Origin of the sequence: Streptococcus mitis subsp. hohhotensis (assembly GCF_000722775.1) — a bacterium.
Taxonomy (GTDB): Bacteria; Bacillota; Bacilli; order Lactobacillales; family Streptococcaceae; genus Streptococcus; species Streptococcus carlssonii.
Window position 1 is genome coordinate 49,646 of sequence record NZ_JPFZ01000010.1, and the last position, 21,174, is coordinate 70,819.

Below are 21,174 nucleotides of genomic sequence, written 5' to 3' on the forward strand. Positions count from 1 at the left end.
TCACTCCTGTAGACTTAGCTACAAAAGTGATTTTAATGATTATTCCATTTCAAAAACATCGCTTTCTTGCTTGTTTGGTAAAACCAATGAGATCAAGATTCCGACAACAGCTGGTACTAACCATGGGAGAGATGCCTTGGCAAAAGGAAGAGCGTTGACAAGGTTTGCAAGAAACTCAACCTTAAACGAGCTTCCTAGTACGCTTGCAATGGCAATGGCTGTAACAACAGCAATTGTCAACTGCATACCTGGTTTTGAAAGAGCCACAAATTTGTTAACAATGACAATCATAACGATAGCAATCGTGATTGGGTACAAGATAACCAATACTGGAATGGAGTACTTGATAATCGCATCAAGACCCAAATTGGCAATGGCAAATCCAATCAAGGTAAAGGCTGTCGCATAAACCTTGTAGCTGATTTGTGGGAAACGCTCATTAAAGAACTCAGCTGTTGACACAATCAGACCAACTGTTGTTGTGAAGCAGGTTACAGTAACCATGGCTGCGAGGAAGAGTTGAGCTGTTGAACCAAAGATTTCTTGAGTCGCTTGTGATAAGATGTATACACCTGGTGTTCCACCCTTCATCGCTTCAGCTGGCACTGGGAAATGATTTCCAAGGAAACCTAAACCGATATAAAGGGCGCTGAAAGCAAGGGCAACAACGATACCAACAACCCAAATGGTTGAAATGTATTCTTTCTTACTTGAAAATCCAAGTTGTTTCAAGGTTTGAACTGCGATTACACTAAAGGCAACTGAGGCAAGGGCATCCAAGGTATTATAACCTTCTAGGAAACCTGTACCAAAGGCAGAAGCCTGATAAGCAGCTGACGCAGCTTGAGGACTTGTCCCACCATATTTGATAGCTCCTAGCACAACCAAGATAACAATCAAAATCGCAAAGACTGGTGTTAAAATACGGCCGATACGGTCTAAGATTTTTGATGGATTAAGCGAAATTAAATAGGCTGCCGCAAAATACAGAACCGTAAAGACAATCAAACCAAGACCTTTATTTGCATTCGACAAAAGGGGGCTAATCCCTACTTCGTAAGCTGTTGTAGCTGTACGTGGGATGGCAAAGAATGGGCCGATTGACAAGTAAAGAACTGAGAGGTAAAGAGTCGCAAACCAAGGCGCTATCTTTGTTGAAATCTCGTAGATATATCCTTTAGGATTGAGCGTTCCAATAATAAGGGTCAAGACTGCGATACCGACGCCTGAAAAGACAAAACCTGCGATGGCAGGAAGAAAATGTTCTCCAGATAAAGCACCTAGAGAAGGCGGAAAAATCAAGTTTCCCGCACCAAAAAATATTCCAAACAGGAGCAAACCTGTTAGGGCACCTTTTTTAGCCATGAAAATCTCCTTCATATTTATAAAATACTGACCTAGTATATCATGAATAGGAGTATGAAAAAAGCTTCACGAAGTAAATATTGAATGTTTTCAAGATTCTTAAAAATGAGAATTGTCTAAAAATAAGATCCCCTACCCAGTCCACGCCAAGTAGGAGAAAATTCTAATGTTTATACTCTTCGAAAATCTCTTCAAACCACGTCAGCTTCACCTTGCCGTACTCAAGTACAGCCTGCGGCTAGCTTCCTAGTTTGCTCTTTGATTTTCATTGAGTATTAAAGTTCTTCAAAGGACATCATGCCACCTTGTACATTGATAACCTCATAACCTTGTTCAGATAAGAATTGGCAAGCACGCGCCGATCTCATTCCAGATTTACAAATAACATAATGTAACTGGTCCTTATCCAACTGATCATAGATATCGGCTAATTGACTCAGAGGAAGATTCTGAGCACCTTCTAAATGAAGAGCTTCAAACTCATCCACTTCTCTCACGTCCACTAAAGAAAGTTGGTCGTTTTGGTAAAGCTGGTAAAATGCGTCAAAGGCTATTTCTTTCATTCTTTTTCTCCTAAAATAGTTTTAATTCTTTCTTTCAAATCCGGCACCACTTCTGACTCAAACCAAGGATTTTTAGCCATCCAGATTTGATTTCGCGGCGAGGGGTGAACTAGTGGAAAATAGGTTGGCAAGTAGTTCTGGTAATGTTTTACCCTTTCTGTCACCTTGCCACTGATTTTCTCCTTTAAATAGTAGGCTTGGGCATACTGGCCAATCAAGAGGGTCAATTGGATGTCTGGTAATTCTTGCAAGAGCTGAGGATGCCATTTTTCCGCAAACCCAGTTCTCGGTGGCAGGTCACCTGACTTACCATGCCCTGGAAAGTAGAAATCCATAGGCAAAACAGCAAAATAACCTGAATTGTAAAAGGTATCTTCATCCACACCTAGCCAATCCCGCAAGCGATCGCCACTTTTATCCTTCCAGTAAAGGCCTGCCTCTTGGGTTTTAAGTCCAGGTGCCTGACCGATGATATTGATGCGAGCAGTCTTTGGCGCTGCAAAGAGAGGCTCGATGCCACGCTTTGTATAGGTAGCATTCTGAGGATCTGCCATAATAGCCTGCTTGATTCTTTCAATTTGAGACATCTACTTTCCCTCCAAAAAGAAGTCTAAGCATACAATCTCAGACTTCTATATCATTATTTGATCAATTCGTAAATAGCTTCGGCATAGATTGCTGCTGCACGGAAGAGATCATCCAAGGCGATAAATTCATTTGCTTGGTGCATGGTGTCAATTGAGTCTGGGAACATGGCACCGTAGGCAACCCCACGCTCCAGCAAACGACCAAAGGTACCACCACCAATAACTTGCTCATGACCTTTAAGACCAGTTTGTTTTTCATAAACATTCAACAAGGTTTGCACAAGTGGATCTTCCATTGGCACATAGTGAGGGGTATGACCGTGCTCAGAAAGGCTAACAGAAGCAACTGGCAAGTTTTCAAGGATTGACTTGATTTGTTCTGGACTTGTTCCTTTTGGATAGCGGATATTAAGGGCAATGGTATTATCAGCACTTGTTTCATTAAATCGGAAGACGCCTGCATTCATAGAAAGAGCACCCATCTTTTCATCCACATGGGCAATCTTGAGATTTTCACCCTCATGGTCGTTCAAAAGAATTTTACCAGCGATGTCAAGGTAGTCTTTGGCTGGACCAGCAAAGTCAAACTGGCTAAGGAAGAGGGCTAGGTAAGTCGCACCATTGACACCTGAAGCAGGCATAGCACCGTGGGCTGATTTACCAATGATGGTCACCTTGTATTGGCCAGCTTCTTCTTGGAGTTCTCCTCTAAGTTTGTGTTCTGCAACAAAGGCATCTAGTTTAGCTTGCAAGTCAGCCAAACCACCTGAAACGACAGCTGTTGCTGATTCTGGTACCATGTTTTCACGCAAACCACCTGTGAAGCTGTGAAGACGAGCTGCACCTGCATTCTCACCTGCAAAGTGAAGGTATTCCGTGATATTTCCTTTTTCACCATTGATGATAGGGAACTCAGCGTCTGGAGAGAAACCAAAGTCTGGCTTGGCAAGTCCTACGTGCTCGAAGTAGTAGTCCATGTCTGCCCAGCCTGATTCTTCATCAGTTCCGACGATGAAGCGAACTTTCTTAGAAGTTGGAAGGCCCAACTCTTTGATGATTTTCAAACCATAGTAACAAGCTGTTGTAGGACCCTTGTCGTCCGAAGCCCCACGCGCATAAAGGCGACCATCTTTGATAGTTGGTGTGTAAGGGTCTGTGTCCCAACCGCTACCAGCTGGCACCACGTCCATGTGGGCAAAGATTCCGAGAACTTCTTCTCCATCACCAAACTCAAAATGTCCTGCGTAGTTGTCAACATTTTTAGTTGGGTAGCCATCGCGGTCTGCGATTTCAAGGAATTTTTCCAAGGCTTTTACTGGACCAGGCCCAAATGGATGCTCAGCATCAACCTTGCTATCATCACGTTCTGAGTTAATTTCCAAAAGGCTAAACAAGTCAGCCAAGAGGTCTTCTTTGCGTTTTTCTACTTCTGCTGTAAAATCAATTGTTGTCATTTTTTTCTTCTTTCTATCTTTTCTCGATGATTTCATCTACTGGCAAGCGGTAACTTGGTTCCAATTTTTCGTCTGTGTATCCCACTGTAATCAAGAGTTCTGGGCGGAAGCGGTCTTCGATATCCAAAACTTCATTGACTTTTGATTTGTCAAAACCAAGAATCAGATTTGATCCGATTCCCTGATCTGTAAGAGCCAAAACCAAATTCATAGCAACCAAACCTGCATTGAGGGCTAGATAGTCGCTGACTTGTTGTTCATTGTAACGGGCAAATTCAGCAGGCAAATTCTTCATAAAATATTGAAGTTGCTCTTCAGAAAAGTTATTAGCACCACCAACACGAGCAATCTTACGAGCACGTTTAGCCAAATCTGTGTCTGTAAACAAGGCAATAGTTACAGGCGCTGATGATACCTGTTCAAAGTTTGAACCGTAAGCCAATTTTGCTAGTTCGGCATTTTTCTCACGCACCACTACAAATTTCCAAGGCTGGCTGTTGTGGGCACTCGGTGCCAAGGTTGCAATTTCGATAGCCGTACGCACATCTTTTGGATCCACTGGCTTATCAGTGAAATGCTTAGTCGCATGACGTTTTTTATTTAATTCAAGAAATTTCATAATCGATTTCCTTTTCTAATTCTACTGCTTCCATTCTACCATAATTTGAAAGAGCTTGCAGGGATTTTTCATGATTAAGATTTTTTATTACAGCCATAAAAAATATATATTGGTTCATCAAGAAAGTTTCTGATAAACTAGCAAGTACTTTACATTTGAATGGAGATATTATGAAAAAATTTAGCCTTTTACTACTCATCTTCCCATTTTTAGTTGCCTGTGGAAATCAAGCTACACCTAAAGAAACCAGCTCTCAAAAGACAATCGTCGTTGCTACAGCTGGTGATGTGCCACCATTTGACTACGAAGATAAAGGCAATCTGACAGGCTTCGATATTGAAGTTCTAAAGGCAGTGGATGAAAAACTCAGCGACTACGAGATTCAATTCCAAAGAACTGCTTGGGAGAGTATCTTCCCAGGACTTGATTCTGGTCACTATCAAGCTGCAGCCAACAACCTGAGTTACACAAAAGAGCGTGCTGAAAAATACCTTTACTCACTTCCAATTTCGAACAACCCCCTCGTCCTCGTCAGCAACAAGAAAAATCCTCTGACTTCACTTGACCAAATTGCTGGCAAAACAACACAGGAGGATACTGGAACTTCAAACGCTCAATTCATTAATAACTGGAATCAAAAACATACTGATAATCCTGCTACAATTGATTTTTCTGGTGAGGATATCGGTAAACGAATCCTAGACCTCTCTAACGGTGAATTTGATTTCCTCATTTTTGACAAGGTATCCGTTCAAAAGATCATCAAGGACCGTGGCTTAGATCTCTCAGTCGTTGATTTACCTTCTGCCGATAGCCCCAACAACTATATCGTTTTCTCAAGCGACCAGAAAGAGTTTAAAGAGCAATTTGATAAAGCACTCAAAGAACTCTACCAAGACGGAACACTCGAAAAACTCAGTAATACCTATCTAGGGGGTTCTTATCTTCCAGATCAATCTCAGTTACAATAATACTCTTCGAAAATCTCTTCAAACCACGTCAGCTCTATCTGCAGCCTCAAAACAGTGTTTTGAGCAGCCTACGTCTAGCTTCCTAGTTTGCTCTTTGATTTTCATTGAGTATAAGATATATTAAAAACGATTGGACCAGTCAATCGTTTTTAGTTTGCATTGGTTATTTTAGGAAACTTTTACAAAAAATCAAAATAATCCTTCACATCTTCTACATACCTATGCTTTTCTATTAAGCTGGCTAAGAGTTCCAGATTGTGTCCCTGATAGTTATCTTCACGACGTAATTCTTCATACATTTCGATAAAGGGAAGCCCCTTGGACTTGGCCAATTCTAACTCAGTCTCGTAATCATAAGCAACTTTACGAAATTGTATATTGACCAATTCCCCATCTTCAACCTCTATCACGGCATACTGGGCACGGTGATTTTTTAACGCCTCCCAATTAAAATAGGGCATACCAATCGAACCTGGATTGATGATTTGTTGCCCTTGACTGCCATAACGAAGCAACTGCTTGTGAACATGACCATAGACTGCCACGTCCGTTTCCTCATCTAGTAGTTGGTCAAATTTCTCTGTATCATTCTCAACTAGCAAGTCACCACCATAGTTCTTATTTGGCAAATTATGAGAGATAGAAAAGCACAAGCCGTCAATTTCTTTCTTTTCCAGCAAAGGTAAGCTTCGTAGCCATACAATCGTTGCAGGATCCATTCGCTCCATCAAAAACTGGGTCATTCGCATTGACTGGATTTCTTGTGGATGTTCCAAACCATATTCACCATCCAAGGCCTCAAGGACACAATCATCCCAATTACCTCGAACACTGGCTGTGATAGGAATGTCCTTTAGCAGGGCTACCAAGTCATTTGCACCTGGACCAGGAAGAAAAATATCTCCCAGAAGCCAGTATTCACTGACTCCTTGATTTTTAGCATCTGCAATCACTGCTTCTAAGGCCGTCGCATTGCCATGAATATCTGATAAAATTGCGATTTTATGGTTCATTGTGGTTTCCTTCCGTTTGGTATTCTACTCTTTCTTCCGCCACTTGAGCCAACTCCACTTCTTCCTGCGGGTTCAACTTCCTCTGCACTGCTTCTGCGACTGCTCTAGGCACCCCAACTTCGACAATCTCATCCACACTGGCTTCCTTGATTTTGGTCAGAGACTTAAAATGCTTCATGAGATTTTGCTTGCGTTTAGGTCCCAGGCCGTCAATGCCATCCAATTGTGATGAAAAGGAATTTTTGGAGCGCAGTTGGCGATGGAAAGTGATAGCAAAGCGGTGTACCTCATCTTGGATGCGCTGAAGGAGGAAAAATTCCTGAGAATTGCGAGATAACTCCACCACTTCAAGCGGATCTCCAAAGAGCAATTCATGGGTTTGGTGCTTGTCATTCTTTTGCAGACCTGCAATGGGAATATCCAAGCCTAGCTCCTCTTGGATGACTTGCTTAGCAATATTGACTTGACCTTGTCCCCCATCAATCACAATCAAATCTGGCGGAGTCAAGCCGTCACGTTGAACTCGACCATAACGCCTGCGAATGACTTCTCTCATACTGGCATAGTCGTCTGGCCCAACGACAGTCTTGATTTTATACTTACGATAATCCTTCTTACTTGGTTTGCCGTTGACAAAGACCACCATGGCAGAAACAGGACTAGTTCCCATGATGTTGGAGTTATCGAAGGACTCGATGCGGACTGGTGTCGGGATTTGGAGTAAGCGTCCTAGATTTTCAATAGCCCCTTGGGTCTTTTCGACAGATTTCTCTAGCAGGTTGAATTTCTGCTCTAGACTGACTCGAGCATTCTTTATAGCCAAATTGACCAGTTGCTTTTTCTCTCCACGCTGAGGCTTAAGAATCTTGGTGTCTACCAAAGCCTTGACAGCTTCTTCGTCAATATCCCGCGGAATTAGTACCTCATTGGGAACCAGGTGGGATTTTTCTTGATAGAATTGTCCCACGTAGGTCAAGAAATCCTCATCCGGATCATTGTAGTAGGGGAAAAGATTGACATCGCGCTCAATAAGCTTGCCCTGACGAACAAAGAAAACCTGTACACACATCCAGCCCTTATCCACATAGTAGCCAAAGACATCACGATTTTGGAGATCCTTAGCCATGACCCGTTGCTTGGTTCGAAGTGTTCCAATAGCCTGAATCAGGTCACGGTATTCCGCTGCACGTTCAAACTCCATAGTCTGGGCTGCCGTTGCCATCTTGCTCTTGAGGTCATCGATAATTTGATCATCCTGCCCTTTCAGAAAATCAGAAACCTCCTGAGCCATAGACCTGAAATAGTCCTCATCCTTCTTACAGATGGTGTGGGCCATACATTGACCGATATGGTAGTAAAAACAGACCTTAGACGGTGGATTGGTACACTTGCGAAAAGGGAAAATCCGATCCAGTAATCGCTTGATTTCATTGGCTGCCCCTACATCTGGATAAGGTCCGAAATAAAGACCTCCATCTTTTTTGACCTGACGAGTGATAATCAAACGAGGATAGCGTTCATTGGTGATTTTGATGAAAGGATAAGACTTATCATCCTTGAGCATGATATTGTACTTGGGCTTGTTTTCCTTAATCAGGTTGATTTCTAGGAGAAGTGCCTCAATATTGGACTCCGTAACAATAAATTCAAAATCCACAATTTCAGATACCAAGGCCTCTGTCTTGGTATCGTGACTCCCTCGGAAATAGGACCTCACGCGGTTACGCAGATTTTTAGCCTTTCCTACATAGATAATGGTGCCGTTTTTATCCTTGTGAATGTAGCAACCAGGGCTGGTCGGCAAGAGCTCTAGTTTTGATTTAATCAAGTTGTTCATAGTTCCATTATAGCAAAAAAGTAGGGAAAGATAATCCCCTACTCATTGGTCTCATATATTTTTCGAAGTCTTTCAACATCCTCTTCCTGGATACCATAAAATGAACCCGCAGGTTGCATGACAGACTTCTCATCTGTATGGTCCAAGCCAATCGCATGACCCAACTCATGTTCTGCAGTATGGACAATGCGCTCATAGGAATAGCCATAGTTAGGATTGGACAGATAATAGTGATTCAACCGTACCGTGACAGACAAGAATTGTCCTGTTAAGAGATTGGTCTGACTTTCCGCTTCTCCTGCCACAGGAGTGCCTCCGTCATTCATCTCCGTAGCCAAGATATCTGCCTTGCTGGACTCGGTGACAATTTCAAAGTTAAAAGCACCCGTTTGATTCCAATTCTGAATCGCTTCTACATAAGCTTCTTGAAAGTGTGAATCCATCTGGGGATCCAAGTAAATACGAGCAGAGGCCTGTGGCCACCTTCCTTCAGAGTGTTGATGACTATCTGTCTGGCTTAACTTAGGCAGTTGCCCTGTTCTTTCCCATTGGTCGATACTTTGTTGACCAATCTTTACTGACCGCTCTGCTTGCTTCAGCGCTCCTTGAAAATCCCCGTTCAGATACCAGAGAAATCCAAAAGCAAGAGTGCTTAAAAGCAAAACAATCCAAACCAGGCGCCAAAACAAACGCCACACAAAAGAAAAGAAAACCCCTATCAAACGAAAAAGCCAGCGCATGTCCCTCCACCTTTCTAGAAAATAAAGACTATTTTACTAAAACAAGCTGAAAGAAAACTAAATACTGGTTTTTTCATCTTAACGTCCTACTATTTTTTTGAGTAACTGAATAGCTTTGTATTTTAAAGGTGATGGATGGTAACGGAAAGTACCCGCTTTGCGTACAATATAGCCATTAAAATTTTGTTTAAAACGCAAAACACCATCACTACCATCAAAAATCCCTTGAATCCCTAGGAAGTTGTATTTAGGTATTCCACGTTTTATGCTTTCCAACATAATATATTTTTGAAGTAGCGCAGGGGCATAGAACTTATTAAATTCAGTGTAGGAACCACTAAAGAGGTAAGTCGTTTCCTGAGGCATATAAACAAACAAACTCCCGGCTAAAACAATATCTTCTTCTCCATATTTTTCAATCAAGTCTCTCGCTTCTGCTTTTCGAACTTCAAACGTTTCAAATTGACTAGAATATTCTCTCAGTTGATTTTGTTTTTTCTCAGAATGAGGATTTTTACTCAAATCAAGTCGCAACTTGTCCAAGACTTCTTCTAGTTTACTTTGTTCACCTTGCAATTTGCTCATATACTCCGAAAAATTTAAGCTTGCTATGAGAAACTCAGCTTGTTCTCCAAAAGCATCATAAAAATGCTCATAGTATTCTAAACTTTTATCACTATATTCTCTACGTTCAGAGGTTTCTTTTGTTATATTCTTAAAAATTGATAGCTCTTCACGTTTTAACTTTTTCAACCGAATGCCAAACGTTTCAGCCTTTTTCACCAAGGGTTTACCCTTTTTGCTAAAACTTTTAAGCAAATTCTTTTCAGTTAATTCAGTCAAATCTTTATAGTATAACCAATCTGGTTCTCCACCTGGATAACCTGTTGTCAAGCCATCAAATTGATAACCTAAATCAGTTAAACCTTGAATGATACTTTTTTTCTCAGTATCTATTGGATTACCTTCACTATCAAAAGTTTGATAAGTTTCATAAGGTTTTACAAGCAACTCTAATACACCATTTTGCTTGGCATATTCTTTTAACTCCGCATAAAAAACTGGAAGAGCATCTTGTTGGGTATAAATCGGCCCCGAATTGATCTCCATATGCAGACCACCCAGCATGGGCAAGCTATAAACCAGAGCTGCAACTTGAATTTCTCCTTCTTGTTTCAAAGCTAGATAAACAATTCGAGCCCCTCTTTTTTCTAACAAGTCCCCCATCTGAACAGATTGCATAAAGGAACGAGAAGAAACCTGATCAGAATAAGCCTGAAACTCTTCTTTCGTGAGTGTAATTAGTGCCATATACTTACTTTCTATGTTTTTTCTTAATGTTTTACGGAAATCAAGAGCAAGTCTTAACAGAGGATAGAGAGGATGGGTAGGCATTGTAAATTCTCCCAAATATTCTTCAATCGTTGGATTAAATTTTTCCTTAAAATGATAAAGTCCACCATTGAGAGAGTTTTCAACACCACCTAAATTTTGCCACAACATACCTCGCTCAAAGGCATAGCGAGCCGTTTCATACCAAGTTAAAATTGGTGCATTGTAACGTTTAAAATCATCATCCATACCAGCATATAGATTGACAGAGGTATTACCAAATTCCAAACTCAAAGTAGCCGCTAAGGGAATGTTTGATTTTCCCATATTCATATATCCCTGCAAGAAATCTATTTCCTCTACCAAACGCTCTTTTTCCTTCTTCTGTGCCTCTACTTTTGAAGTTCGAGTCGACTTAGTAATCGCCTCTTCCAACGCTTTGTTTTTAGCTAACTGTTCTTCTAATTCTCTTAAACGCTTAGAAACATCCAAACTCGTTAGCGTGATATAAGAATCTTCTTTGAAGTTATCTAATAATTTTTTATAATAGGCTTCGTTTCTTAAATGAATCTCTTTTCGCTTCTCAGTTTTTTTCATCAACTCCGAAAATGAATCTAATAGTTCCAGTCCACCATATTGAATCTCAAGCCCTTTGTTTCGTGCTGTTCGGATAGCTTGCCTCGTTGATTTAGAAAGTTTATCTTCTTCAAAATTTTCCTTGTATATTTTCGCCTGAATACGAGGCTGAATGGTGTCATCCATCTCGGTTGTCCGCCCAGACCATTTCACTCCTAATTGCCCTAAAATCTCAACAATAGCAAGATTTTCAGGATATTCTATCTTATCTTGATTGACCAAATATTGAGATAGACAAATACTTGGATCGAAAGTCACAAAAACCGCTCTCTTACTGCGAGCATAAGACTTAATAGACTGCAGGACAAACTTTAAAAGTTCTATATCCCTGTAATCCAATATAGGTCCTCTTGGAATATAAAACATTTTATAGCCTAAAGGCAGAGATTTTATGAGAATACTAGCCACAGCCAGTAACTTCCCCTCTTCATAGACACCAAATTTCTCATGATTCCAATCAGATTTCACTTTTTCCCAAGCACTGCTTTGTAATACATTAGCTAATTCATGTTCTTTGACAAACTGATCATATTCTAATGTGGGAATGCCAATTTGATAACGGTACATTTCCTACTCTCTTTCCTCCAGTATCTTATTACTATTCTACTACTTTCGTTTGAAAAGTCTAGTGAAAACAGACTTCCAGCATTGTTTTAAATCCAAGAATAACTATAAATAGTGGTTCATTTATAAAAAACTAACTCAATCTCTCTTCTAATTTGAAATCAATTGGCAGAGTTCCTAGAAACCGTTCCAATTGTTTTTCCCAATAGTACCATTCGTGAGTTCCAGCGCTATGGCTATAGGTCACATCAAATCCCAGCTTTTTGAGGTTTTTCACTGCGAGATTATTGGCTTCATACAAGAAATCCTGCTCACCACACCAAGCCCACAGCTTGGTCTTTTTGTCCGATTTTTTAGCCAGACTTTCAAGAGAATAGGGGCTAGCTGTCCAATCTTTAATCTCCCCAAACACACCTCTCCAGTAAGCTGGTGTCCCCAGATTTTGGCTTTCAGGAGAAAACTCTTGAAAGCTAAGGGCACCCGAAAAACTAGCTGCACGAGAGAAACGATTTGTAGCAAGAGCCAGTTTAAAACAGCCGTAACCTCCCATAGAGAGACCAGCGATAAAGGTCTTTTCACGCTTGCTAGTCATATTAGGGAAGAAGCGTTTTAAAACCTCTGGCAATTCCTCTGCCAGAGCTGTGTAATAATCAAAACCATACTGAGTATCAGTGTACCAACCATTGCTAGTATTGGGCATAACGACAATGAGATTAGTCCCCCGAAGTAAGCGTTCTACATTAGTCCGCTTGAGCCAACTATTATGATTGCCAGACATCCCGTGCAAGAGGTACAAGACAGGGATATCTTTACACTCTGGTTCTTCCACTCGATTGGCATCAGGGTAGAGGACATTCACCCCCCACTCCATATCCAAGACTTGTGAGTAATACTCGATTTTCATTACTGCCATAATTTTTCCTCTATTTTTCTATAAGAAAAAGCCGAAATTCGACTTTCTCTCCGTTTATTTCAACAATTATTTCGCTTCCATGACTACTGGTAAAATAGCTGGACGACGTTTGGTTTGGTCAAAGAGGTACTTGGTCAGATTATCACGAACCTTCCCTTTGAGATCTGCCCAGTCAAAGTCATCTCCTTGAAGATAGTCTTCTACCGTTTGGTTAATCAATTCTGAACTTTCACGGAGAATATCGCGACTCTTCTTGAGATAAACAAATCCGCGCGTATGAACACGAGCCTTGGCTACAATTTTCTTCTCACGACGGTTAACGGTAATTGCGACGATGAAAATACCATCCTCTGACAAAACCTTACGGTCACGAAGAACCACATTGCCAACATCACCAATGGCATTCCCGTCAATCAAGACATCCCCTGCCGAAACCGCTCCAGCTGGGACAAAGTCTCCATTCTCATAAGCCATGCTGGTTCCCTTTTTAGGAATGAAAATGCGTTCTGGCAACATCCCAACTGCCATAGCAGCCTTAGCGTGGGCATCCAACTCGCGGTATTCCCCTTGAATTGGGAAGAGATACTTAGGTTGCAAGAGATTAATCATCAACTGCAAGTCACGCGCATTCCCATGTCCTGACACACGCAAGCTTTGAGTGATCAGTTTGACCACTCCACCAGCTTGGTAAATCATATTTTCCACACGCGCCATGACCGCTTCTTTGGCGATAGATGGAGTCGTTACGATATAGACCAGGTCACCGTCCTTGATTTCCACATAACGATGGCGCCCAATCGACATCTTGCGAAGACCGTTGATAGGCTCACCCATACGACCTGTCTCAAGGATAATCAACTCATGGTCTTCAAAACGAGACATATCTTTTGGCTTAATCAAAAGACTCTCATTAGCTAGAGACAATTTCTTAAGGCGAATAGCAGTGCGGACGATATTTTCAATATCAAATCCTGTCAAGACCACACGACGACCTGTTGCATCCGCAGCGTCAAACACCTGCTGGATACGAGAGAGGTTGCTGGCTACTGCTGCAACAATGATACGACCATCCCAGTCCGAAATGGTTTGAGTGATCTCGTCCCCAACTTCACTTTCGCTAGCCACTTGGATATTGCTATCTGCATTGGCTGAATCGCTAAGAAGAGCTAGAACTCCATCACGACCGATTTCTGCCAAACGAGCGAAGTCTGTCGCATAAGATTCACTAGCTGTCTGGTCAAATTTGAAGTCACCTGTATAAACGATACTACCTTCAGCTGTCTTCAAGACAACACCCAGACTTTCTGGGATAGAGTGGGTCGTACGGAAGAAGGACACCACAGTTCCTCCAAAATCAATCTCCGTATCCTCATCGATAACATGGAAATCATTGAATTTCTTAACTGTGTCATTTCCTTTGACAAAGAGTTTGGCCAACTCAATGGTCAGCTCAGACCCAAATACAGGCACCTTAGCTTCAGCCAAGAGATAAGGCAGCGCACCAATGGCATCCGCATGGCCGTGGGTCAAGAAGACCCCTGCGATACGGTCGCTATTTTCAAAAAGGTAGTCCATATTAGGAATAACCACATCCACCCCTAGTTGTTCATTTTCAGGGTACTTTAGACCTGCATCCAAAACGAAAATAGACCCATCGATTTCAGCGATATACATATTTTTCCCATTTTCACGCACACCACCAAGTGTTGTTAAACTGATATTACTCATTTTTCCTCCGAAAGCTTAGTTTATCTTGATTATAGGGTTACTTGCCCTCTTATTCTAAAAGCACTATTACTTTTAGCCGAATCTTTTCCTACCATTATACCATTTTTTTGATGATTTTCAAAATGAAGATTTGTTTTCAAAAAAGAGCTAGTTGCCCAACTCTTTCCTATCTGCTATTCTTTTTCCATTAAAAAGTTATAAATTTCTTGCACGGTACCCAGCGCCATCATTTCTTGGTCTTTAACGGTTTGTTTGAGATTTTGGTAAATCTGACTTTCTCCGATCTCTCGCTTCGGTGCCTCTTTATTCACTGTCATGACACCATCTTTGATGGTCACAAAGCCTAGTTCTTCAAATACTTGAATCATCTTGACCAGCAAGATTTGTTGAATATTGAGATAAGCCGCCAAATCCTTCAGTTTGTAGCGAATATCAAACTCTGGGAACTTGTAGATGGTCTTGTACAATTTGGCAAACTGCTCTCTAGTCCCATAGCCTGTCAGATAGTAGGCCTTGTCAATATCATTTTTGAAATAGACAACAGAGAAATTCTGTTCCTGAAAAATGGTCTTCAGCTGAGTAATATCCTCAGGAACGTTTTTTACGATAACAGCTTCACTATCCGCCAGATTCGGCAATTCTCCAGCAAAATCCAAGACCGGAACTCCTTCTGGCAAGACTGCATTCTTCCCACGGATGTTAAAGAGTTGAACACCCTCTACACGCGCATCCACCATCATCAACTGGAGGGCAGTTTGACCATTCCATTGGTTGACAGACAATTTAACTGCCAACTCTAGATTCTTGGTTTGGGCAAATTCTGTTGCCAATCTGCCTTGACCGAAGGCTACCACTTCAAAACTCGCCTCACCTTTGGAAATTTTCAACTTGAGATGGGCATTGCCTGCCCCCATAGTACGGGCACTTTCGACCTGAAAATCCTTGATATAAAAGACAGGTTTCTGATTGTTCATTCCAAAGGGAGCTAAACGTTCAAAACTTTTGACCGTTTCCAAGCTAAGTGTCTCCAAGTCTAGCTCTTCATCTAAGTTTAACTTGTTCTTGCCAGCAGCATCTGTACCTTTTTCACGGACATAATCTTCCAAAACCTGAGATAAATCTGAGAGTTTCTCCACTTCCAGCGTCATTCCTGCTGCGCCAGCATGGCCACCAAAGGCTATGAAGAGGTCTCTATGAGGATCCAGAGCCTCAAAAATATCGACCGCTTCCACGCTACGAGCACTACCCTTGGCACGACCGTCCTCTATATTGAGAACGATGACTGTCTGCCCTAGTTCTTCCAACAAACGACCAGCCACGATACCTAGAACCCCAGGATTCCAGCCTTCCTTGGCCAAGACCTGGACCTTCTTCTCAGGATCCACCATGGTCTTAGCTTCTTCATAGATAGACTGGACGATTTCCTTGCGCTCTTCGTTTTTCTGATGAATCATAAGGGCAATCTCATGCGCCTCCTCGTCGTCAAATCCAGTCAGCAAATCAATGGCAGGATTAGGATCATCCAAGCGACCCAAGGCATTCAAACGAGGGGCAATCTGGAAACCAACTGTCTCTTCTGTCACTTCATTGGCAGCAATCCCAGCCATATCCATCATTTCTTGTAGACCAATGCGCTGAGTGTGTCCCAACATTTCCAACCCATACTGAACCAAGATACGGTTCTCATCTGTCAAACTCACCATATCAGCAATGGTACCAATAGCAACCAAATCAAGCAATTCCACTTGTACTTCTTCCAAAAGTGCACAAGCCAACTTGAAAGCAACTCCACAACCAGCCAAATATTTAAAAGGATAATCCGCATCAGGGTGTTCAGGGTGAACGATGGCATAGGCATCAGGCAGGGTTTCAGGCATAGAATGATGGTCGGTCACAATGACATCTACTCCCATAGACTGGGCCAATTCAATAGCCTCATGACCAGCAACCCCATTGTCAACCGTCACAATCAAGGAAATTCCTTCTTGCTCGATAAAGTATTTATAGACACTAGCATTTGGACCATAGCCATCAGTAAAACGATTGGGCAAGTAAACACGGCACTCAGCGCCAAGCTGTTCCAAACTTTCCTTCACAATAGAAGCCGAAGTCATTCCATCCGCATCGTAATCTCCATAAATGAGAATATTTTCCCCTTCTTCAATGGCCTGACGAATCCGTTCCACTGCCTTATCCATATCATGGAGTAGATAAGGATCGTGCAAGTCCTCCAAGGAAGGTTCTAAAAACTTCTTCAGACTTTCTTGGTCCTGAATTCCTCTTTCAAATAATAACCGAGCCACCTCAGGACCCAGTCCAGCCTTCTTGGCTATCTTTGTAAAATCCGCATCTTCTACCTGCGGGGCAAACTGCCATTCATAAGTAGGTGTTATCAAAAAGACATCCACTCTTTCTAAGAATTCTATTGCTTCATTATAACATGATTTAGACGTTTTCTCTATCCAGATTGCTTTTTTATAAAATTTTAGTGAATTTTTTCAGATATGATTTGACAAGGCAATTCTTTTGGTGTAGAATCGTGTTATAAAATCTAACACAAAGGAGATTCCTTATGGCTTTAGTAGAATTTGAACACGTCGAAAAATATTACGGAGACTACCACGCACTCCGCGACATCAATCTCCGTTTTGAAAAAGGACAAGTCGTTGTCCTACTCGGACCATCTGGTTCTGGTAAGTCCACTCTTATCCGCACCATCAATGGTTTGGAGGCTGTTGACAAGGGAAGTCTCCTAGTAAATGGTCACCAAGTTGCTGGTGCCAGCCAGAAAGATTTGGTACCTCTTCGCAAGGAAGTAGGCATGGTTTTCCAACATTTTAACCTCTATCCGCATAAAACAGTGTTAGAAAACGTAACACTAGCACCCATAAAAGTTCTAGGAATTGATAAAAAAGAAGCTGAAAAAACAGCCCAAAAATATCTGGAATTTGTAAATATGTGGGACAAGAAAGATTCTTATCCAGCCATGCTATCTGGTGGACAAAAACAACGGATTGCCATCGCACGTGGACTCGCTATGCATCCTGAACTCCTTCTCTTTGATGAGCCAACATCTGCTCTTGACCCTGAAACCATCGGCGATGTTCTAGCAGTTATGCAAAAATTGGCCCACGATGGTATGAATATGATTGTCGTGACCCATGAAATGGGCTTCGCCCGTGAAGTTGCTGACCGCATTATCTTTATGGCTGATGGAGAAGTTTTGGTGGATACGACAGATGTCGATGACTTTTTCGACAATCCAAGCGAACCTCGTGCCCAACAATTCCTCAGCAAAATCATCAACCACGAAAGTGACAAAGTCAAATAAGGAGGCGCCTATGAAAAAGAAATTCTTTTTATCCGCATTATTGATTAGCCTTTTCGGCCTTGCTGCTACAAAACCAGTACAGGCTGATACCAGTGTCGCAGATATTCAAAAAAGAGGCGAGCTAGTTGTCGGTGTCAAACAAGACGTTCCCAATTTCGGTTACAAGGATCCCAAGACAGGGACCTTTTCTGGTATCGAAACTGACCTGGCCAAGATGGTAGCTGATGAGCTCAAGGTCAAGGTTCGTTATGTGCCTGTTACAGCGCAAACTCGTGGACCGCTCCTAGACAATGAACAGGTCGATATGGATATCGCAACCTTCACCATTACAGACGAACGCAAAAAACTCTACAACTTTACCAGTCCCTACTACACGGACGCATCTGGATTTTTGGTCAATAAATCTGCCAAAATCAAAAAGATTGAGGACCTAAACGGCAAAACCATCGGAGTCGCCCAAGGTTCCATCACCCAACGCCTGATTACTGAACTGGGTAAAAAGAAAGGTCTGAAGTTTAAATTCGTCGAACTTGGTTCCTACCCAGAATTGATTACTTCCCTGCACGCTCATCGTATCGATGCCTTTTCCGTTGACCGCTCGATTCTGTCTGGCTACATCAGCAAACGCACAGTACTACTAGATGATAGTTTCAAGCCATCTGACTACGGTATCGTTACCAAGAAATCAAATACCGAGCTCAACGACTATCTTGATAACTTGGTTACTAAATGGAGCAAGGATGGTAGTTTGCAGAAACTTTATGACCGTTACAAGCTCAAACCATCTAGCCATACCGCAGATTAAGGAGGATACCCTATGACAGATTTATCATCTTGGACTGCCTATTTTCAGGATTTTGGACAATTTTTCAATGGTTTCCTCTTCACTCTTGCCCTAGCGATTGGATCCTTTATCCTAGCCATGGTTTTGGGTATCTTCTTCGGAGCTATGTCGACCAGTAAACGTCCAATTTTGAGAATTTTGGCTCGTATCTTTGTCGAATTTTACCAAAATACTCCCCTCTTGGTGCAGTTTGTTATCGTTTTTTATGGCCTACCTCTTATCAGTGACCATATCATCATGATTCCGATTTATTGGACAGCTGTACTCTGCGTAGGACTCTATCACGGCGCCTATATCGCTGAGGTGATTCGCTCAGGTATTCAGTCTATTCCTAGCGGTCAGATGGAAGCCGCCTTGTCTCAAGGTTTTACCTATATCAGCGCCATGCGCTTGATTATCTTACCTCAGGCTTTCCGTATCATCCTCCCTCCTTTGACCAACCAAATCGTCAACCTCATCAAGAATACCTCCACAGTCGCTATCATTTCTGGTGTAGACTTGATGTTTGTGACCAAGTCTTGGTCGGCTCTTAACGGAAACTATATCCCAGCCTTTCTAGGAGCTGCCCTTCTCTACTTTTCTCTTTGCTTTCCTGTTGCCCAGTTTGGTCGCAAGATGGAGCAAGCAAACAAAAAAGCCTATTCACTTTAGGAGGTTACTATGGAATCCATTTTAGAAGTTTTGACCCCAGATAACCTAGTCTTTATCTTTAAAGGATTTGGCTTGACCCTCTATATTTCTCTGATTGCTATCGTCCTCTCTACCCTTATCGGTACAGTGCTAGCCGTCATGAGAAATGGGAAAAATCCTGTCTTACGTATCATCTCCAGTATTTACATCGAGTTTGTGCGTAACGTTCCCAACCTCCTCTGGATTTTCACTATCTTTTTGGTGTTCAAAATGAAATCCACACCAGCAGGAATCACTGCCTTTACTCTCTTTACCTCAGCAGCCTTAGCTGAGATTATCCGTGGTGGCCTCAATGCCGTGGACAAGGGGCAGTACGAAGCAGGAATGTCACAAGGATTTACATCAGCCCAAATCCTCTACCACATCATTCTCCCACAAGCTATTCGCAAAATGCTGCCAGCTATCATTTCCCAGTTTGTAACTGTGATTAAGGATACCAGTCTTCTCTACTCTGTTATCGCCCTACAAGAACTCTTTGGAGCCAGCCAAATTCTCATGGGCCGTTATTTCGAACCAGAGCAGGTCTTCAGTCTGTACATCCTGATTGCCCTCATCTACTTCAGCTTCAACCTATCCATTTCTAGCCTGTCTCATATTCTAGCAAAACGTTGGCAACAAGCAGCAGAATAAACAGCCACTCTCCAGTTCGTTGGAGAGTTTTTTTGATGAGAGTAGATATTTATAGAACTCAATTTGACACCATACTTTTTCTATGATAAAATGTAACAAATTTATTTACAACAAATCAAAATCTAAATGAAATGGAATTTTCTATGAAATCAATCAAAGGACTACTCTTTATCATAGCTAGTTTTATCTTGACTATTTTGACTTGGATGAACACTTCTCCCCAATTCATGATTCCAGGACTAGCTTTTACAAGCTTATCTCTGACCTTTATCCTCGCCACTCGTCTCCCCCTACTAGAAAGCTGGTTTCACGGTTTGGAGAAAGTCTACACCGTCCACAAATTCACAGCCTTTCTCTCCATCATCCTACTAATCTTTCATAACTTTAGTATGGGCGGTTTGTGGGGCTCTCGTTTAGCTGCTCAGTTTGGCAATCTTGCCATCTATATCTTTATCAGTATTATCCTTGTCGCCTATTTAGGCAAATACATCCAATACGAAGCTTGGCGATGGATTCACCGCCTGGTTTACCTAGCCTATATTTTCGGACTGTTTCATGTCTACATGATGATGGGCAATCGCCTCCTCACATTTAATCTTCTAAGTTTTCTTGTTGGTAGCTATGCCCTTTTAGGCTTACTATCTGGTTTTTATATCATTTTTCTATATCAAAAGATTGGCTTCCCCTATCTAGGGAAAATTACCAATCTCAAACGCTTAAATCACGATACTAGAGAAATTCAAATCCATCTTAGCAGACCTTTCAACTATCAATCAGGACAATTTGCCTTCCTAAAGATTTTCCAAGAGGGCTTTGAAAGTGCTCCGCATCCCTTTTCTATCTCAGGAGGTCATGGTCAAACCCTTTACTTTACTGTTAAAAATTCAGGTGACCATACCAAGAATATCTATGACAATCTTCAAGTCGGCAGCAAAGTAAGCGTAGATAGAGCTTACGGACACATGATCATAGAAGAAGGACGAAAAAATCAGGTTTGGATTGCTGGAGGTATTGGGATCACCCCCTTCATCTCTTACATCCGTGAACATACTATTTTAGATAAACAGGTTCACTTCTACTATAGCTTCCGTGGAGAGGAAAATGCAGTTTATATAGATTTGCTCCTTGACTATGCTCAGAAAAATCCTAATCTTGAACTCCATCTAGTAGACAGTAGGAAAGATGGCTATCTTAATTTTGAACAAAAAGAAGTGCCCGAACATGCAAGCGTCTATATGTGTGGTCCTCTTTCTATGGTGAAGTCACTTGCCAAACAGATTAAGAAACAAAATCCAAAAACAGAGCTTATTTACGAAGGATTCAAGTTCAAATAACCACTTATACTCTCCTGAAATTT

General features: G+C 41.7%; 18 protein-coding genes and 1 pseudogene. 6 read left to right on the forward strand and 13 right to left on the reverse strand.

Translation table 11 applies throughout. The annotated features are described in order from the left end of the window. Positions 1-39 precede the first annotated feature (39 nt). The 5 genes from brnQ to SK608_RS07630 form a co-directional block, all read right to left on the reverse strand. Positions 40-1,365 (reverse strand): branched-chain amino acid transport system II carrier protein, encoded by a 1,326-nt coding sequence (gene brnQ / locus SK608_RS07610; protein ID WP_033677916.1) that lies wholly within the window; start codon positions 1,363-1,365, stop codon positions 40-42. Between the two features lie 275 nt (positions 1,366-1,640). Then, entirely contained in the window at positions 1,641-1,928 is a 288-nt protein-coding gene (locus SK608_RS07615) for a rhodanese-like domain-containing protein (RefSeq protein ID WP_033677918.1), read from the reverse strand. Beyond that, entirely contained in the window at positions 1,925-2,515 is a 591-nt protein-coding gene (locus SK608_RS07620; RefSeq protein WP_033677920.1) for a uracil-DNA glycosylase family protein, read from the reverse strand. The genes SK608_RS07615 and SK608_RS07620 overlap by 4 nt, the downstream gene beginning before the upstream one ends. 53 nt (positions 2,516-2,568) lie before the next feature. Further along, on the reverse strand, positions 2,569-3,969 hold the full coding sequence (gene pepV, locus SK608_RS07625; protein WP_033677926.1) for a dipeptidase PepV: 1,401 nt from the start codon (positions 3,967-3,969) through the stop codon (positions 2,569-2,571). A 13-nt stretch (positions 3,970-3,982) separates the two neighbouring features. Continuing rightward, a complete protein-coding gene (locus SK608_RS07630; RefSeq protein ID WP_000670164.1) occupies positions 3,983-4,588 on the reverse strand; it encodes a nitroreductase family protein in 606 nt (201 codons plus the stop codon). A 170-nt stretch (positions 4,589-4,758) separates the two neighbouring features. Here SK608_RS07630 and SK608_RS07640 point away from each other — a divergent pair, with 170 nt between their 5' ends. Then, positions 4,759-5,559, forward strand: a complete 801-nt coding sequence (locus SK608_RS07640; protein ID WP_033677930.1) for an amino acid ABC transporter substrate-binding protein — start codon at positions 4,759-4,761, stop codon at positions 5,557-5,559. A 179-nt stretch (positions 5,560-5,738) separates the two neighbouring features. On the opposite strand, the gene SK608_RS07645 is transcribed toward SK608_RS07640, so the two are convergent. From SK608_RS07645 to recJ, 8 genes and pseudogenes are all read right to left on the reverse strand, one after another. Continuing rightward, positions 5,739-6,572, reverse strand: a complete 834-nt coding sequence (locus SK608_RS07645; RefSeq protein WP_033677935.1) for a metallophosphoesterase family protein — start codon at positions 6,570-6,572, stop codon at positions 5,739-5,741. Continuing rightward, positions 6,562-8,409 carry an excinuclease ABC subunit UvrC gene (gene uvrC / locus SK608_RS07650; protein ID WP_033677937.1) on the reverse strand — a complete coding sequence of 616 codons (1,848 nt, stop codon included), beginning with the start codon at positions 8,407-8,409 and terminating at the stop codon, positions 6,562-6,564. Before uvrC ends, SK608_RS07645 begins: the two co-directional genes overlap by 11 nt. A gap of 38 nt (positions 8,410-8,447) precedes the next feature. Beyond that, complete coding sequence (locus SK608_RS07655) at positions 8,448-9,149, reverse strand: M57 family metalloprotease (protein WP_033677939.1); 702 nt, start codon at positions 9,147-9,149, stop codon at positions 8,448-8,450. A gap of 78 nt (positions 9,150-9,227) precedes the next feature. After that, complete coding sequence (murN, locus tag SK608_RS11765; RefSeq protein ID WP_033678068.1) at positions 9,228-10,460, reverse strand: peptidoglycan bridge formation alanyltransferase MurN; 1,233 nt, start codon at positions 10,458-10,460, stop codon at positions 9,228-9,230. 18 nt (positions 10,461-10,478) lie between these two features. Next, positions 10,479-11,684: pseudogene (locus SK608_RS11770) on the reverse strand (aminoacyltransferase); the annotation flags it as partial. Between the two features lie 130 nt (positions 11,685-11,814). Then, the gene (locus SK608_RS07670; protein ID WP_023943640.1) at positions 11,815-12,594 is read right to left on the reverse strand and encodes an alpha/beta hydrolase; all 780 of its coding nucleotides are present in this window, start codon (positions 12,592-12,594) and stop codon (positions 11,815-11,817) included. Positions 12,595-12,660: 66 nt separating this feature from the next. Continuing rightward, a complete protein-coding gene (locus SK608_RS07675) occupies positions 12,661-14,322 on the reverse strand; it encodes a ribonuclease J (protein WP_000065614.1) in 1,662 nt (553 codons plus the stop codon). Positions 14,323-14,495: 173 nt separating this feature from the next. Next, the gene (gene recJ / locus SK608_RS07680; protein ID WP_033678072.1) at positions 14,496-16,718 is read right to left on the reverse strand and encodes a single-stranded-DNA-specific exonuclease RecJ; all 2,223 of its coding nucleotides are present in this window, start codon (positions 16,716-16,718) and stop codon (positions 14,496-14,498) included. Between the two features lie 176 nt (positions 16,719-16,894). Between recJ and SK608_RS07685 the strand changes: the two genes are divergently transcribed. The 5 genes from SK608_RS07685 (at position 16,895) to SK608_RS07705 (ending at position 21,151) form a co-directional block, all read left to right on the forward strand. Then, on the forward strand, positions 16,895-17,653 hold the full coding sequence (locus SK608_RS07685) for an amino acid ABC transporter ATP-binding protein (RefSeq protein WP_001229569.1): 759 nt from the start codon (positions 16,895-16,897) through the stop codon (positions 17,651-17,653). Between the two features lie 10 nt (positions 17,654-17,663). Continuing rightward, positions 17,664-18,458, forward strand: a complete 795-nt coding sequence (locus tag SK608_RS07690; protein WP_082242470.1) for a transporter substrate-binding domain-containing protein — start codon at positions 17,664-17,666, stop codon at positions 18,456-18,458. A gap of 12 nt (positions 18,459-18,470) precedes the next feature. Further along, the gene (locus SK608_RS07695) at positions 18,471-19,148 is read left to right on the forward strand and encodes an amino acid ABC transporter permease (protein WP_000131137.1); all 678 of its coding nucleotides are present in this window, start codon (positions 18,471-18,473) and stop codon (positions 19,146-19,148) included. Positions 19,149-19,157: 9 nt separating this feature from the next. Then, complete coding sequence (locus SK608_RS07700) at positions 19,158-19,817, forward strand: amino acid ABC transporter permease (RefSeq protein ID WP_033677943.1); 660 nt, start codon at positions 19,158-19,160, stop codon at positions 19,815-19,817. A gap of 143 nt (positions 19,818-19,960) precedes the next feature. Next, positions 19,961-21,151 (forward strand): ferredoxin reductase family protein, encoded by a 1,191-nt coding sequence (locus SK608_RS07705; protein WP_033677945.1) that lies wholly within the window; start codon positions 19,961-19,963, stop codon positions 21,149-21,151. The last annotated feature ends 23 nt before the right edge of the window (positions 21,152-21,174 follow it).